Genomic DNA, 17692 nt, shown 5'->3' on the forward strand with positions numbered 1-17692 from the left:
CCGGGGTCGGCTCGGGGTCCGGGGTCGGCTCGGGGTCCGGGGTCGGCTCGGGGTCCGGGGTCGGCTCGGGGTCCGGGGTCGGCTCAGGTTGCGGAGTAGGTTCAGTTACTTGCCCGGTATCTGAGCTGTCAGAACCCCCTCCGCCGCATCCAGTCAATGACAGTGTCATAACCGCCATTAGTAAAATAAACGTACTGATAATCTTCATTTTCCAAATCTCTTTACTTGTTACACAGATTACTTATCGGGTTAGACGCCGATGCCGTCAGTATTCCCAGCTTGTAGGGCAGATCTATTTCGCTGAGCTTGCTGACCATCACGTAACGGCCATCAGAAATGTTCGCGTTGGCGGTCATCCAGAAAATTGATAAAAGTAAAGTGCTATGAAGGCGTACATGACCACTCTACCAATTCAAGTGACTTGGCATCAAAGGAGATCGTATAGTTACCATCTGCATCAGCTTGAATTGCTTGACCATTTTGTACAAGCCGATAGCCTTTCGCGTTCTTTAGCTTCACCTTCAGATTGATATTATTGGGAAAGTAGGCTGGAACCTCCCAGGTATAGCTCGTTCCAGTTGAAGTCGCCTCTGGCGTAAGGTCTTCAATTATTTTCTGCGCTCTCCAGTAGCCGCTTACCGTTCCGTAAGGAGCTATCCAAATGCTGGATCGATTGGCATCCAAATAGTTAATGAATAAATTGAACGTGTCCTGTGGGAAGCTGGTGTAGTCTATATCACCCACACCATGTATGCCCAAGACTGTCCAGGCCTGTTGGCTTATTGCCTCATCCACCCAACCCTTGTAGAGTTCGAACGTTCCCTCTGTCCCTGTAAACTGGCAAGAGATATTCATCCAATCGGGGGTATCCGACGATTTCATATAGTATCCGCTGTTAACCCAACCCCCTCTTGCTGAAATGTGCGTATCTTGCAGGTATTTTACCAGATGTGGATCATTAGTCGTGTAAGGATAGGCATAAGAGACAATCGTTGTATCCATCGCTTGCTCTATCTCCGTTTGAGCTGCGACGGTTTCATCATAGCCTAAAGTATCGTCAAAAGTCCTTTCATAGGATTCGGTTGGATTGTCGCTTGGTTGATAGTGATGTTTGGAGTGGTTTCCAATTTCATGGCCGTTAAAAGGGAGATTTTTCCAATAATCTTTTCGATTACCCGTTATTGCAGTTTCCGTTATGAAAAACGTAGCATCAATATCTTTTGCATCTAGCTCTGGGATCGCATAATCAAGCTGCGAATCAAGTCCATCATCAAAGGTAAGAGATACTGCTGACTGTAATCCATTCCAGGGCAATACTGTTACTTCTGGTCCGGTGTACGGCTCTATGTATGAGAACTGAACGTTATTAATATAGAAGGTAGTATCAACAATATCTGAACTAAAGCTGAATGTAATTACTTTCCATTTTGTAAAATCAACCTCGGTCATAGCGGAAAGATCGATGGAAACGTGCTGCCAGGATGCATCATAAGAAGTTTGTATACTTGTGGAATAATTATTATTCTCTTCATCGCCAACGCTTATGGAAAGTGCTTCGCCGCCGGATCCTCCTTTTACCCAAAAATCCAAAGTATTGTAATCGGATACGTCATGAGTCTGCCAATCCGTGTAAAACGCCCCTTTCCAGCCACTTTCGGAAACAACAAATTTCTGGGAGGCAACATCGGTGCTTCCAGGTACAACGGTGGAATCAGTACTACCAGATATGTTATTGCTGCTATTGTAATTCACAATATATGGGGCTGATGGAGCCGCTGAAACAGTCTGCGACACAAGTGCCAATTTTGATAAAAGAATTAATAGAACTATGGACACTGAAAAATTTTTTTTCACTTGGTGTCATTCCTTTCGGGGTGTTGTAGTACAGGTATTGAACCTGATCACTAATAGTTGACTTGCGACCGAGCCATCCCTGGCCCGGATTAGCAGATGTTTTTCTACAGCCTGTTAGCGGTTGTAGATCACTCCTCGTCCGACTCCGGAGAAATATACCCTGCCGTAAATGTTGTTGTCTGCGGCAAGTTGGCCCATGCCACCGTACTGATGTGCATCGTCGTTAATCCGCACCCAACTGCTTCCCATATCGTCAGACCGGTACAGGCCCCATACGTTGTCGATAACGCCGATCAGATAGACCGCTGCCGAATAGTCTGAACCATTGGCGGGTTTGCCCAACGCTATGCTGGACGCGCCATAAATTTCCGGAAAGGTCGAGGTATCATTGTCGCCCCAAACGGATTGGGTAACCATCAGCTTCTCCCAGGTCACCCCGGAGTCCGTTGAATGGAACACGCTATGGCCATCAACCAGCCACACGTCTCCTTCCGCGTTCGGATTGACCGCGATTGATGTCTCTGAGTAACCGCTGGCACTCATTGTCAAATTCGGGTCTGTGCTCTCGGTGAAGGTTTTTCCACCGTCTGTCGAGTAATAGAACTTGCCGGGCGTGCCCCAGAAGTGCCCGCCGTGGTCGTAAGCGTACACCTTATTTGGGTTCTGGCGATCCGCCGCCACATGGTAACTGCGGGGTACACCGAATGAGCCCAGCACGGGCAGGTTGGATTCATGCCAGCTGTCGCCGCTATCGGTGGAATAGTAGGGTTTGCTGTAGGCTACTGACCACAAGAGATTGTTTGGAGCAGTTACCGCAATATTGTTTGCATTGGGTAAGCTATCCGAAAGACCCTCTGGCAGCGAACCGAACGCCGACCAGGTCAAGCCACCATCTCGCGAATAGCTGGCGGCAGGTGCACCACTGTTGGGGCGTCCCCAGGTGACTGTGCCAATAGTCGCGATGTAGGATGGATCGGACCAGGCCATATCCGCACTGACCCCATTGGCCATTTGCTGGTCGCCGCTCGGTGTTAAGGTGGGCTCCGTGTTCAGTGCCGTATGCACATGCGTACCTATGTCGCCCGAGGCATTTAACAGCGTGTAGGAGGCGCCCGGCGGTGGCGTGGTCAAGTTGAGGGTGGCCGTTTCTTCAAGGTTTTCCACCATCTTATTCCATTGCGGATCGGCGGCAGTGGCATTGTAGGTCTCCCATACGCCACCGCCAGTTACGTGCAGTACGTGATCCGGATTAAAGGGGTTTATCTCCACGTCATCGATCCAGCCCGAGACAGATTCGTCGGGCGTATGGGGTTTATTGCCGGAAATCTCTCTCCAGGTCATACCCCCATCCGGTGAAAACTCCACGACGGGTTTGCCTTCAAACTCACCCCAGGAGTTGCTGATGCCCAGGGCAATCCTGGTATTGCTGCCCGTGCCGTAAACCGAAAGGCCGCTATAGCCAAAGTTTACCCCCTGACCCGGGTCCACTTTGCGCAGCAACGTCCAGTTGGCACCGTCAAACCGGTAAAGGCGTCCGGGGCCGGAAGCGCCAGGCCCTATGGCACCAGTAAAGGCGAAATAGAATTGACCATCATTCGCGCGCACCATGTGCGGGATAAAGTAATCAACGGTTTCCCCGTCCACAGGGGTTGCAATGCCTTCCCAGGTAGCACCGCCATCCGTCGATCTGTAGACCTTTTTGTCCAGGCCTGCGGCGCTGGCGTAGTCAGGTCCCACGCCGACATAGATCGTCTGGGTTGCCGATCCGCTGCCCATGGTATCGGTATCGAACACGACAAACTCCACACCCGCAGGGGTGACGCCCGTACTGTTGTCCATCACGGTTGAAGACAGGCTGGTGACTTGCGTCCAGTTCAAGCCGCTATCGGTGGATTTCCACAACCCGGCGGTGCGCGAACCATAGAACAGGGTCGACGGCAGGTTGGGGTCTACCATCATGCGCTCGCCGATGGCACGCCCATTGTTGTTGGCGCCTACCGGGAAAGGCAGCTCTGTATGTGTCCAGCTGTTGCCGCGGTCAGAGGAAATGTAGAGGCGCCCGTTGCCACTGGAAATGTACAGCCCTGTACTCATATAAACGCGGTAGTCATTGTTGGGGTCGAGCGCGATGCTTTCCGCGCCGATGTACTTACCTTCCGTCACGCCAAAACTGTCAGTTATGGCATGCCACGACGAGGCATCTTTATCCCAACGATAGGCCCCACCGATATCGGTGCGTGCGTAATACACATCCGGGGTAACCGGGTGGAATATCAGTCCCGGAACATAACCGTGCCCGCCTATTTTGACGTTGGTCCAGTCATTACCGGCAGCAGGAGTCTGCATGCTCCACAACTGATTATCCGTTCCGAAGAACTCCCACAAGTGGATATTGCCACCGTCGCTGGTGCTAAAACCCTCCACATCCAGGGCCTTACCGCTGTAGCGGGAGGTGATTCTGAAGTATCCATCGCCATTATCAACGATGTTCCACTGCTGATTGATATTGCCGGTATAGCTATACTGCCTAAGGTCTGCGCCGTTTTCGGAATCCCATCCCCAGACATCCATAGACTTGCCGCTATCGGCGGAAACTATGGAAAAGTAGCCATTGCCGAGATCGGTTATGTCCCACTGCTGATTCAGCTCTGAGCCATCACTCCATTGGTGAATGTTGGCGCCATTCTCTTGACTGGCATCAGCAACGGTTACAACTTTATTGCTGAGCTTGCTGACCAAGACGTAACGGCCATCGGAAATATCCGCGTTAGCGACCACCGTCCAGGGAATTGATAAGATTAAAGTGCTGAAAAGGAGTATTCTTTTAAGCATGATCATTTCTCTCTTATGATTGTGTTTTGTTGTAACATTGAGATCGTTCAACCCGCTGTACTAAAGGCATCCCTTCCCAAGCAGGTTGTAATTTGGGAGCTCTACTGCAATATCGCTACTAATTGATTTGCAACCGAGCCATCCATGGCCCGGACTAGACTAGCAGATGTTTTTCCACAGCCTGCTAGTAGTTGTAAAGTATTCCTCGTCCTACTCCAGATACATATACCCTTCCGTAAATGTTATTGTCTGCGGCAAGTTGGTCCATGCCACCGTACTGATGTGCATCGTCGTTAATCCGCACCCAACTGCTTCCCATATCATCAGACCGGTACAAGCCCCAGACATTGTCGATAACGCCGATCAAATAGACCGCTGCCGAATAGTCTGATCCTTTGGCCGCTTTACCCAGGGCAATACTGGTGGCGCCGTAAATTTCCGGGAAGCAACAAGGATCTTTGTCGCCCCAAACGGACTGGGTAACCATCAACTTTTCCCAGGTCACCCCGGAGTCCAGCGAATGGAACACGCTGTGGCCATCGACCAGCCACACGTCACCTTCTGCATTCGGATTGACTGCCATCGACGTTACCGAGTAGCCATTGGCTCTCAGCGCCAAATTCGAATCCGTGCTCTCGGTAAAGGTTTTACCACCGTCGGTTGAGTAATAGAACTTGCCAGTTACACCGCTCCACCATTGCCCGCCGTGGTCGTAGGCATACACCTTGTTCGGATTTTGACGATCCGCCGCCACATGGTAACTGCGATCTCCGTGTTCAGTCAGTTCGGGCAGGTCGCTTGCTTGCCAGGTAGTGCCGCTGTCGGTGGAATAGTAGGGTTTTTTGTTGACTACCGACCACACGAGATTGTTTGGCGAGGTTACCGCGATATTGTTTGGATTGGGCAAGTTTTCGGCCTCTTCAAGCCCGCCAGGCAACGAGCCGAAGGCCGACCAGGTCATACCGTTATCCTGTGAGTAGCGGGCGGCAGGCGCACCAGAGTTGGGAAGGCCCCAGGTGATGGTGCCAATGGTGGCGATATAGGATGGATCGGACCAGGCCATATCCACACTGACGCCGTTGGCGAATTTCAGGTTACCGGTCGGGGCTCGAGTAGCCTCTTCATCCAGTACCGTATGCACAAAGGTACCAATATCACCCGAAGCATTGAGCAGCTTGTAGGGAGCGCCAGCCGGCGGCGTGGTCAGATTGAGGGTGGCCGTTTCTTCAAGGCCATTCACCTGTTTAACCCAATTCGGATCGGCGGCAGTGGCATTGTAGGTCTCCCATACGCCACCGCCAGTTACGTGCAGTACGTGATCCGGATTAAAGGGGTTTATCTCCACGTCATCGATCCAGCCCGAGACCGATTCGTCGGGCGTATGGGGTTTATTGTTGGAAATCTCTCTCCAGGTCATGCCCCCATCTTCCGAAAACTCCACGACGGGTTTGCCTTCAAACTCACCCCAGGAGTTACTGATGCCCAGGGCGATCCTGGTATTGCTGCCCGTGCCGTAAACCGAAAGGCCGCTATAGCCAAAGTTTACGTGCTCGCCCGGGTCCACTTTGCGCAGCAACGTCCAGTCGGTACCGTCAAACCGGTAGAGCCGTCCGGGGCCGGAAGCACCAGGGCCCATGGCACCAGTGAAGACAAAATAGAATTGACCATCATCCGCGCGCACCATGTGCGGGATAAAGTAATCAACGGTGTCCCCGTCCACGGGTGTTGCAATGCCTTCCCAGCTAGCACCGCCGTCCGTCGATTTGTAGACCTTTTTGTCCAGGCCCGTTGCGCTGGCGTAATCAGGAGCCACGCCGACATAGAGCGTCTGGGTTGCCGATCCGCTGCCCATGGTGTCGGTATCGAACACCACAAATTCAATACCCGCAGGGATGGGGTCGCCCCATTGGGATGGCATCACAGTTGAAGCAAGACTGGTCACTTGTGTCCAGTTCAAGCCGCTATCGGTTGATTTCCACAACCCTGCAGTGCGTGAACCATAGAACAAGGTCGACGGCAGGTTAGGGTCTACCATCATGCGCTCACCAATGGCACGTCCCTGGTTGTTGGAGCCCACCGGGAAAGGCAGCTCCACGTGTGTCCAGTTATCACCGCGGTCAGAGGAAATGTAGAGACGCCCGTTGCCACCCTGAGTGTACTGTCCCGTGCTCATATAGACGAGGTGGTCACTGTTTGGGTCGAGCGCTATGCTTTCCGCGCCGATGTAGCCACCTTCCGTCACGTCAAAACCGTCAGTTATGGCATGCCACGACGAGGCATCTTTATCCCAACGATAGGCGCCGCCGATATCGGTGCGCGCGTAATAGACATCCGGGGTAACCGGGTGGAATATCAGTCCCGGAACGTAACCGTGCCCGCCTATTTTGACGTTGGTCCAGTTATCACCGGCAGTCTGCGGATCCGGATCGGGGTCCGGGTCCGGATCGGGGTCCGGGGTCGGATCGGGGTCCGGGGTCGGATCGGGGTCCGGGGTTGGATCGGGTGTAGGCTGAGGCTGCGGAGTAGGTTCAGGCACTTGTCCTGAGTCGCCGGAACCCCCTCCGCCGCATCCCATCAATGACAGTGTCATAACCGACACCAGTAAAAACGACGTTCTGATCATCTTCTTATGCTCTCTAGTGTGTTGCAGGAAAATTCGGTACTCACAAAGGCTCACCAAAAACAATACCGCGACCGGCGGTACTCATATAGACACGGCCATAGACGTTCATGTCGCCGGCTACGAAAGCACCATTGGCCGGACCACCGAACTCATGCGCGTCGTCATTGACTCGAACCCAGCTTGCACCTTCATCAATAGATCGATAGAGGCCTCGTACTCCATCAACATCCCCCCAGATATAAACTGCGGGGTAGCTCGCGCCCGGAGCCGCCTTACCCATACCCACTGCCTCAACAAAGCTGGGCCCGGTAATCTGCGTCCACGAGCTACCGCCGTCAGTGGATCTTTGTAAACCACCGTTGTTCAGTGCCAGCCAAATATCCCCTTCCTGCCCCGGCGCCAAGGCGAGGTGAGTGGCGCCATTGGCCGGTACATCACTGAGAAAGAAGAAGGTCATGCCCTTGTCTGTACTCTTCCAAAAGCCTCCCGCCGGATCGTATGTGTAGAAAACGTTTTCATTGGCCGGGTCAGCCATAGGGCGTGCGTTCGTGATATTCAAACCACCGACCTCCGACCAGCTGCTCCCGTCATTGGCGCTGCGGTATGTCGTCGCGGAACCGTCGGGCGTGTGCAAAATCACAGTTCCATCGGCGCTAAGCCCCACACGTCCTTTGGTGCCGTTCATGTTGCCTGTCTTTGACCAGCTTTTCCCCATATCCTTGGAGTAATACATTGAATTACCGACACGAACGATCACATTTGTATTTTGTGCCGCAACCGCAAGCCCGGTGGTGGTTCCCATGGAAGGACTATGGATTGGTGCGTACTTCTTTACGTCGTAGTGAATAAAGCCGTCATAATCGCCAATCACTGAAACAACCGGACCATCTGGAATGCTGACCAATTCAAGCGGCACGGTCTCTTCAAGTCCGCGAACCTCAAATTTCCAAGTGCTGGGAGCTTCATTGATATGGGAATTCCGGAAAATTCCATTACCTGAAACAACCCATACTTCGTCGGGATTAAACGGATTAAACTCAATGGAACCGGCCCAGTGGATTGAACGGCCGTTAATCCAGCCATTTCCGTCATCATCCAGCTGATAGCCATTCTCAGCGATCAAGTCAGTCCAGCTTGCACCGCCATTCGTGGTGATCAGGAATCGCTCACCGTACTCACCCTGTACCTGCTCCAGCCAGGTGTTTAACGTAGAGACAATAATGCGCTGGGGGTTATTTGGATCAATGGACACACCACCAAAAGCACCGGTAAATCCCGCGGGGGTAATATCAGTCCATTGCTTGTTACTGGTGTCATACTTGTATACTGCGCCATTTTCGACTGGCTCGGATAGACTTGAATGGCCGTGCGGGCCCGAGCCGTCCGCGTAGGTGATATACAGAAAACCATCGTCCGACAACTTCGCACGCAGCGGCATCAAATCGGTCGGGCCACCGGTAATCTGCGTAAAACTTGCACCGGCGTCATGTGAGACGTAGAGGTTGTTGCCGTACTGCGAAACTCCGACATACAAGGTATTCGTGCTAACTCCCCGGCTATCAAGCTCTACGAAGCTAACACCATTTTCATTATCCGTCGTGTCAACCGGGAAAGCGGTCAGCTTGCTCCAGCTTTCACCATAATCGGTACTTTTCCATATGCCGTTCCAGCGAGTACCGGTATATAAAACGTTGTTGCTGTTCGGGTCGACCTGTAATTTTTCACCGGTGCCTCGGCCCATTCCATTCCCGTGTGCACGGAACTGAGACGTAACCTCTTTAACCGTAAACGTTTTGCCATAGTCCGTTGACTTGAGAATGGCGGTGCGGCCACTGCTGAAGTAACTGGTGCCGGCAAGAATGTAAAGGTTACCAGGCGAGGATTCATCGATCGCCAATGATTCGACACCCAGATAGCCCAATTCCTCAGCAGACACCCAGTCCATGAGAGGTATCCAGCGGCCCGTTGAGGCATCCCAGCGATATGCACCTCCAACATCCGTCCGCGCGTAAAGCAGGTCGGGCTTGGTCTTGCTTGGGATCAGGCCGGACACAAAACCACCGCCGCCGATAGCGACGTTATCCCAAGTATAAGGTCCCTCTACCGCTGTACCGGGATCTGGAGCCGGATCAGGATCCGGAGTCGGCTCGGGCTCCGGAGTCGGCTCAGGTATAGGGTCAGGTTGCGTAGGGGACTCACTCACTGGCTCGGGGCCTGAACCGCCGGAACTCCCTCCACCGCATCCCATCAATGACAGTGTCATAATCGACATCAGTAAAAACAACGTCCTGATCATCTTCTTCATTTCTCCAAATAAACTAAGGAACCTCAGAATAAGTCCATTTCGTCACTCCGGTGTAGGCCGGAGTTCATAGAGGTCGTGGGTTCTGGATTCCGGCCTGTGCCGGAATGACGTTAAGCAGAAATCCCTTAAATAAACTCAACCTTAAAACTGACCGCATGCTTCGTTGGCATTTTTCCGGGAACCTTGATCGTCAGTGCGTCGTTATCCTGCGCCCATTTCAGCGCTTTTGGATAACCGAGAAGCTCTACAGATTTGATTTTTTTGCCCGCAGCTTCCGCGTTCAATCCCAGTGCCTTGATGCGAACCTGCTTCTTTGGCAAACCCAGGGCGATGGCATAAAGTGTTTCATTCTTTTTGGTGAACCTGACATCCTCAGCCGTGTAGGTATCGCCTTCGCTGAACGAGCCACCTGAACTTTCGGTTGGCCCTTCACCATAGATCACCCACGGGCGGGTTCCGTAAATGGCTTCGCCATTCACTTCCATCCAATCTGCCATTTCTCGCAAAAATTGAAGCGGTTCCGGCGGCAAACTGCCGTCAGGATACTGAACGACGTTTAGCAATAGGTTGCCATTCTTGCTCACTATATCGGCGAGCATATGGACTACTTGCGAAGTGGGTTTATATTCAAATCCATCGCTGTAGTACCAGTCTCCGATAGACGTATCCGTTTGCCAGGGCAGGGGATTGATGTCAGACATGACACCACGTTCCACATCTTGAACCCCGGCCTCACGAATGAATTCTCCAGTACCATGGTCTTTATGATTGTAAACAGCTTCAAGGTCGCCGTTATGTGTGGAAATGTTCTGGTTGTAGAAATTGGCTACCAGGGTACGCCCGACTTCGCCGAATGGAATCCCTCCATCGGTGTAAAGCAAATCGGGTTGATAACGTTCAACCAGGTCCGTGATTCTATCGAACCATTGCTGATGCCAGGCCGGGTTCTTGGCGTACCAGGTATCTTTTTTCCATTTGAACGGTTCATCGCCATTGTGATAGAGATCCTTATATGCGGGATCAGCCCCATCGTAGGAGTTGTAGGCTTCTGGCGTCCATAGTCGGTCAAAACCATGACTAGGTGTAAACCAGGTATAGCTGGCCCCGAGGTGTTCCGATACTCCAAAGCGCAATCCACGTTTTTCCGCGGCTTTTTTGAAATCACCCACGATATCCCGATTAGGGCCCATGTCCACAGCATTCCATCGATGGTGCTTGGAATCCCATAAATCAAAATTGTCGTGATGCACGCCCATGCTGACAAAATACTTGGCGCCGGCTTTGGCGTACAAATCCATCAGTGCTTCCGGATCAAACTTTTCGGCCTTCCACAATGGGATAATATCCTTGTAGCCGAATTTTGTTGGATGCCCGTAGTGCTCCACATGATGTTTGTATTGCGCAGACTCCTGAATATACATGTTGCGGGCATACCAGTCGCCGGCACGCGGTACAGCCTGGGGCCCCCAGTGCGCCCATATACCGAACTTTGCATCACGAAACCATGTCGGTGTCTGGTAGGTTTTCAGGGATTCAACAGAGGAATCAAAAGGACCTTCAACTAAAGGAATATTGTAGTTTGGCTTATCTAACTGCTGCGACGTCTTATCAGTCGGGCAATCCGCAGTTCGGTCGTTTGCGTGCGCCGCAATCGGGGCCTGGGTTATGGACAGCGCCAGTGAACATGCGGCCCATAATGAATTCTTACGTATACTCAAGATATACCTCCTCTCAGTAAATTTATTCGAATAAAAGATTTTGACCGAAGAAAGGCAGAACATGATTCTGGAAGCGATCGGCAACGGCATTGCCGTGGTCACCGTTATAGATCTGAAACGAAATCGCTATATCCAGCTCCTCCATGCGCCGACGAAGTATCGATGCGTCCTTGTGCAAATAGTCCCGATCCCCCACATCCATTGCGATTGCCCGATACTGCTGAAGATTAAAACTGTACTGATCGACCATAACCAAGGGGGCGTTGGCTGCCCAACGCGACAAAACCGCCTGAGTATCCACAGGGTCAGCTGACGGCAGGTCGAGGTAAAAAGGCGGGCGCTTTGGATTTGGCGACCAGGCGGCGGCTACCGCCAGAGTGGCGCGTGACAGGAAATCCAGTTGATTGACATCGTCAAGGCTCTTCAGGCTTTTGAGCTGCGACATGACCTTTGCGGGCGGCGCGGTGCGCGCGGACAGACAGCATGGGCTCATGATATATAGAGCCCCAAACGTATCGGGGCGCTTCATGCCGATGCGTATCGTTCCGTAGCCACCCATGGAATGGCCGGCAAGGCCACGACTTGCCCTGTCGGGAAGCGTTCGATAGTGCTCATCAATGTAGCGCACCAGGTCATCGGCTATAAAACCCTCCCAATTGCCGATGGTTACTGAACTTGAGTACATAGATCCGTTATGCAGGGTTTGGGTATCAGGCACTACCACAATCATTTCCGCCGTGCCGAGCGCAAAGGCTCCCTCCAGGGTTTGTGGTGTCTTGAGCAAACCGGCAAAGCTCTTGCCCGTCATACTGTAACCGTGCAGTGCATAGATAACCGGATAGCGGCGCTGCGGATCTTTGTCATAGCCGGGAGGGAGATAGACAATGACATCGCGATCGGCAGACTCGCCTTCCAGATTGCCAACCAGGGACGGACCGGGAACCTTTACGTGTTCAATCGCTACCGGCTTAGCGCCTTCAACAACGGGCGGGGCGACGGACCACGCCGGATTTGCGCCGGAAATTATCAGCAGGCTGAGGATAGAAAGCGACCAATCCGATCGGAATATCATGGCTATCTCTCTCTTGTGGGATTTTTGTGCATTACATTTACCAAACTACTGGTTGCATAGGTTACTTATCGGGTTAGGTGCGGATGCCGTCAGAATACCCAGCTTGTAAGGCAGCTCTATGTACTCGTACGACTTCCCCGCCTCCATATCCAGGCCCTGGTAAAGGTATTGCAGTGGCTTGCAGGGATCGATAGTCAGGGTCTGGTCCGAGGATGCGCGTATCATTTCTCCGTGCGATACGCCTTCCGACCAGACACGTCCCTCGAAATTCACGTTGTCGGAGTCTGCAAATACGTTCATAGGGTCAGGCGTCAGCGCTTGCCAATCACCGGCAAGACTGTCGCTCGTCCATGCACGAAAGTAACGCCCTTTAGGCCCGATGGCCTCGATCAGCGTGAGATATTTGTTTGCACCGGCTATCTTATAGGTGTTGCTGGCTTCGAACAGGTCATCCCGCGTATCACCCTTCATCACCAGTGTCGTGTTATGGAAACCTTTCGGAAACTGCTCCAGCGGGGTTTCCGCGCGATAGAAATCCCCATTGTCGTTGGTAAAAAACAGATAACAGGTTTCATCATCGCAGATATTCCAGAAGTCCAGCCATACGTTGTATCCATCTTCATGCTTTACAATATCCGGCGGCGTTTCGAAGAAGGGTGCCGGCACGCTCCAGGACAGCGGATCGCTTATATCGTTACTGGTTGAATAAAGCGGGTCGCCGCCCTGGTAGATCAGGTACCATAGTTTCTGGGGCGCAAAATAGAGTACCTGTGGTGCGGCCCGATACCCCGGCCCCATCGGTGATTTGTCCAGTCCTGTGATCTGCGCCTTTGGCGCATCGTCCCAGTCGCGGAAGGACGTATAGGCCACAGCCCAGCCCTGGCTTCCGGCGGTGGTCATAAATAGGTGGTATTTTCCATCGTAGTGCACAATCGATGGATCCTTGACCCCGTGGTATTTTTGCGAGTCGTCGGGTGGCGGCGAGATCAGGGGATTACTTGATTCCCACTGAAAAGCCGTCGCCTGATCAGGCTTTGGATGCTCAGTCGTTGCACACGCGGTCAGGCAGGTCGCACCAAGTGCCACGATTGCCGCGGAGATTCCCTTAAGATACTTTTTATGTTCCAGATTCATTCGTTTTACTGCCATTCTCGTACCATACTGTTAAAACTGTTATCCATTGCCGTCAGTGATCCATTAACGATAATCAACCGACGTTACGTGAAGCACTTGTTGCTGCTCCGGCTGGCCTTCTACCGCTACGCGCACGGTGACCTGGCCAGGCTCTGTGCCCGCCCTGACGACAGCGACAACCCGGCCGTGAAAGGTCTTCTTGCGTCCGGACTGAAAGCTGCTGGCATCCATGGGGTTGCCATTTCCTACGCCGATAAGCTCAGCCGGCCCTTCCACTTGGATATCGACAAAGCGGTCATCACTTCTGGCGTAGATTGGCGTACCATTCTGGTCTGTGAGTTCGACGGATACATAGGCCAGGTCCAGGCCATTTGCCTGCAGCCTATGGCGGTCTGCATAAACCTTCGCCGCGGCTGGGGAACCCGCCGTCCGCAATACCCAGCTTCCGGCCTCGCGTTCCTGGTTATAACCTACCGCTTTCAGCAAGCCCGGCTGGTAGGGAACCGTATAGGTGGCCTTGTATTCCGATGCTTCCCCTACCGCTTTGCGCCCAAGGCTCTCACCATTGAGGAAAAGCTCAACTTCGGGATGTTCGGAATATACGAAGACGGTCAGGGGTTTGTTCTCCTGCCCCGGCCATGTCCAGCTCGGGTGAACGTCTTCCAGTGACCAATCCAGGTGGGGAGGCTCTATTTTGAAGTAGTGGCGATCCGGTAAATCAGCCGTGCCTTCCGGCTGCTGGACAAACGCCGAAATCGGGTTCAGTGCGGATTTCCAGAGTACTTCGCGATAATAGGCCGCAGGACGTTTCCGCCCCGTCGCATCGATTTCACCGCAGTACGCCAGATGCCAGGGATAGGGCCCGAGTTTTTGCCAGTCCTGGCTATAGCCCATCCAGCCGATCCCCGCTTCGCCGAGGTAATCGACCGACGTCCATACGAAGTCGCCAATCACCCAGGGCATATCCTCAACGGTTTGCCAGACCTTGAAAGCATTCTTGGGCAGGGACTCGGAAGAATACATCACGCGGTCCGGATAATCGGTATGGTCGCTCTCAAACAAATGCGACCGGTAATTGTATCCAGCCACATCTATGGCGGCGTACTGGCCCGCACTTTCGGGTGGGTCAATACTGACAGCCTGAGTCACCGGCCTGGTGGGGTCGAGTTCACGCACACGCTCGGTCAGTGCCTCTGCCGTCTCGACCCCCAGAGGTGTGCCCTGTTCAGGGATTTCATTGCCGATGCTCCAGAACAGAACGCTGGGATGGTTCCGGCCGCTGATAACCATGCTGTCAATGTCGGCCTTCCAGTCAGTGGCGAAGAAGCGCGAGTAGTCTTTTGCTCGTTTGTGCTTGTTCCAGCTGTCGAAAGCCTCGTTGATGACGAGCATACCCAGCTCATCCGCCGCGTTGAGTGTCGCCTTGCTGGCGGGATTGTGCGCATTACGAATGGCGTTGTATCCGGCCTGCTTCATCAAAAGCACTTTTCGTGCATCAGCATCCGGGAAGCCGGCGGCCCCAATCATGTAATTGTCATGGTGGATATTCCCACCCTTCAGCACAATGCTCCTGTCGTTGAGACGCAAGCCATTCTTCGCGTCCACCGTTATGCTGCGAATACCGAATCTTGTTCGACGCTCATCCACGACACGTCCATCAACCTGGACCTCCTGGACAAGGGTGTACAGATTCGGCTTCTCCAGGGACCAAAGGGATGGGTTTTCGATGGAGACGGACAGCTCCCAGGGAGAGGGCTTGCCGGACAGGCGCCGCTTTTCAGCGCGCGTCGAGGCTACGACCGCGCCGGAACCATCGAGTATTCGCGACGAAAGGAGCGCTTGTCGGGGATCAGTTCCACAGTGATTGACCTGGGCGCTCACCTTGACCTTGCCGACCTTTTCTGTCGCTACTGGTGTGGTCACAAAGACGGAATCCGGATCGATATGAACGCAGTTCAATATCTCCAGTGCAACTGGCTGGATAATTCCGGAACCGGCATACCAGCGGGACGATGGATCTTCATGGCGCGCTCTCACGGCAACAACATTGCCTCCAGCCCGCACCTTATTCGTCAGGTCAACCGTGAAGGCCGTATAGCCATAGTGATGGGATGCCAGGTGCCGACCGTTGACCCAGATGTCGGCATCCATGTACACAGCGCCGAAATTAAGTCTTACGTTCTTCGCGGCTTCCTCCTCGGTTAGAATGAATTGCCGGCGGTACCAGCCCGTTCCGCCTGGCAGGTAACCGGAGTCCTGACCACTCTCTGCCTCTGGAGTAAACGGAGATTTGGTTCCCGCACGATCCATGATCGACCAATCGTGGGGTACGGTAACTGTTTTCCACTTTCGGTCGTCAAAATCCGTCCTTTCGGCACCCGAGACGTCCCCTTTGAAAAACCGCCAGTCATCGGACAGCCCTCTTTCTTTGGCGGCGGCTTCCCGAGGTGCAACCACCGCCAAAAATCCAGCGATAATCACCAGGGCGACGACTGAGCAAAGATGGTGTGACTTGTCGATATACATGAAGAATTTTTCTCTCTATGGTGCGACCGCATCGATAATATCGGGGTATCCGGCCGGGTCGTATCTCGATGGAAAGTACCAAAGCCACGATTGCCGGTGATACCGTTGGCGTGCACGGGTGGCCGCTGATTCGGCCAAAACCATATTTTTAACAGTGTTCGTCTTTCACTCCACTCATTGGTACAGACTTGAGGACAATGGAAAAAAAGGGGCTCTTGCGAACCCCACAAGCACCTAGTGAGCGAAACCAAAAGGTATTTGGCTTGCACACCTGGATGGGAGCCTGGTGCTGAATCTACCTCCCCGTGATTATTGACTCACCATCGGTCAGAAGGTGAGCAACTCCGCCCCGCGCCTCGAAAGCCACTGTTTGCCTTCCTGGGCGCAGGTTGAGAATTTGTTATTACTAAATTCGGCGCAAACTGAACTTGTTTTTCTGTGGCAGGCGCTCGCAGTTCGTCGCTGTTCTGTAGCAGCATCCCAGTGATGCCGTCGTAGCGCCGAAGTTGCCATCTATCTGGGACGGCGGCCGCCCTTGGAATAGATGATTTTGTTGAATCAACTTCTATTTGCGCCGGATGAGCTCAACCAGGTATACATCGTTTTCACGCAGCGGCAGGCACAGGTCAAACACGCGCTCTTTGCCGATGCGAATGTTCTTTTGCTGTGCGGGCTTGCCCGTGGCCTTCGCCTTGAGTGCCGCTACCTGCGGCTTGGTTAACTGTGCGGGCGATCCCATGTCAATGTAGGCGGTGTAAGCGTCGTTCTGCCTGTAGCCGACTTGGGAGATGTTGAGGGTGGCGTGCTGCTCCCGGAGATCGGAATACGGACCGGGTCGAAACCGCTATCCTCCCCAACTCCATCAAACCGCAGGAGACCGTGGAGTTGTCCCAGGCCGTCTCCCCGCCAAGGGCTTCCAGGGTATTGCCAATATTTCTGCCCAGGGTGATCTGGTTGGCGATCTGCACGGCTGTGCTCTGCATCCCCGGGCTGTGTGGCTCGAGTGGGCTGGTGTTGTAGCTGGGGTAAGGGTGTGCCGCTGATTCCGCCGGAGGCACTGGATGAACCTGGACCAATCCCGGCAGAGGAGTCATCGCCTGCGCTCTCGCAGCTGTTCACCAGGATTGGAAGGCCGAATTGGGCCAAGACGCCGGTTCTGCTCATGCTCGCTCTCTGAAGGCTTATTGTTTTGTTGATATGGGCCTGTCTAGCCCATTGCCAGCAATAACCCTATTGAAAACAGAGGCTTAGCGGTAATGCTATTCTGAAAAAGCTTATCAAATTGCAGAAAGTTGCAGTTTTTCTTGTGTAAGTTGAAGTTTGCAGCAGGCGTCGTGGACGCTGCTACCGCCCCAGTGGCGCAGTCGCTGTGAAATGGCTTCCAGGGAGTCAGTGCCTTGAGTCGGCCGCCGGCGGGCCCGCCCGCGGCGGCGCTGAAACTCTGGCCGCCGTCTTAACGTACGGGGTGCCTCCGGCGAGTGCGTAGGAATGCCCGGCATCGGCCCTGTCCGCCACTGGCTTCGGACACGCGGGCAGGTCGGATACGGGATTCCAGCTCAGGCCGCCATCCAGAGAGCGGTAGCAGTTCTCGCCCCCGGGTTCCACAGCAAGGTGTCACCGTCGGCGCT

At 53.5% G+C, this 17692-nt stretch carries 9 protein-coding genes; 1 reads left to right on the top strand and 8 read right to left on the bottom strand.

Features of this window, described 5'->3' with window-relative positions:
• Window positions 1-381: 381 nt before the first annotated feature.
• The 8 genes from PP263_RS19525 to PP263_RS19560 all read right to left on the bottom strand — a co-directional run bounded on the left by PP263_RS19525 (window position 382) and on the right by PP263_RS19560 (window position 16064).
• Window positions 382-1854 (bottom strand): polysaccharide deacetylase family protein, encoded by a 1473-nt coding sequence (locus PP263_RS19525; protein WP_308365669.1) that lies wholly within the window; start codon window positions 1852-1854, stop codon window positions 382-384.
• Window positions 1855-1968: 114 nt separating this feature from the next.
• The gene (locus tag PP263_RS19530; protein WP_308365670.1) at window positions 1969-4686 is read right to left on the bottom strand and encodes an RICIN domain-containing protein; all 2718 of its coding nucleotides are present in this window, start codon (window positions 4684-4686) and stop codon (window positions 1969-1971) included.
• Window positions 4687-4870: 184 nt separating this feature from the next.
• Window positions 4871-7309, bottom strand: a complete 2439-nt coding sequence (locus PP263_RS19535; RefSeq protein ID WP_308365671.1) for a dockerin — start codon at window positions 7307-7309, stop codon at window positions 4871-4873.
• Between the two features lie 40 nt (window positions 7310-7349).
• Window positions 7350-9614: an exo-alpha-sialidase gene (locus tag PP263_RS19540; RefSeq protein ID WP_308365673.1), complete on the bottom strand. Its 2265-nt coding sequence runs from the start codon at window positions 9612-9614 to the stop codon at window positions 7350-7352.
• A gap of 125 nt (window positions 9615-9739) precedes the next feature.
• Window positions 9740-11332: an alpha-L-fucosidase gene (locus tag PP263_RS19545; RefSeq protein WP_308365675.1), complete on the bottom strand. Its 1593-nt coding sequence runs from the start codon at window positions 11330-11332 to the stop codon at window positions 9740-9742.
• A gap of 22 nt (window positions 11333-11354) precedes the next feature.
• Complete coding sequence (locus PP263_RS19550) at window positions 11355-12404, bottom strand: alpha/beta hydrolase-fold protein (protein ID WP_308365676.1); 1050 nt, start codon at window positions 12402-12404, stop codon at window positions 11355-11357.
• A 45-nt stretch (window positions 12405-12449) separates the two neighbouring features.
• A complete protein-coding gene (locus PP263_RS19555; RefSeq protein ID WP_308365678.1) occupies window positions 12450-13553 on the bottom strand; it encodes a non-reducing end alpha-L-arabinofuranosidase family hydrolase in 1104 nt (367 codons plus the stop codon).
• A gap of 48 nt (window positions 13554-13601) precedes the next feature.
• Entirely contained in the window at window positions 13602-16064 is a 2463-nt protein-coding gene (locus PP263_RS19560; RefSeq protein WP_308365679.1) for a glycoside hydrolase family 2 TIM barrel-domain containing protein, read from the bottom strand.
• Between the two features lie 544 nt (window positions 16065-16608).
• On the opposite strand from PP263_RS19560, the gene PP263_RS19565 reads away from it, so the two are divergent.
• Window positions 16609-16785, top strand: a complete 177-nt coding sequence (locus PP263_RS19565; protein ID WP_308365680.1) for a hypothetical protein — start codon at window positions 16609-16611, stop codon at window positions 16783-16785.
• The last annotated feature ends 907 nt before the right edge of the window (window positions 16786-17692 follow it).

Origin of the sequence: Microbulbifer sp. TB1203, from assembly GCF_030997045.1 — a bacterium.
In the GTDB taxonomy this organism is placed as follows: domain Bacteria; phylum Pseudomonadota; class Gammaproteobacteria; order Pseudomonadales; family Cellvibrionaceae; genus Microbulbifer.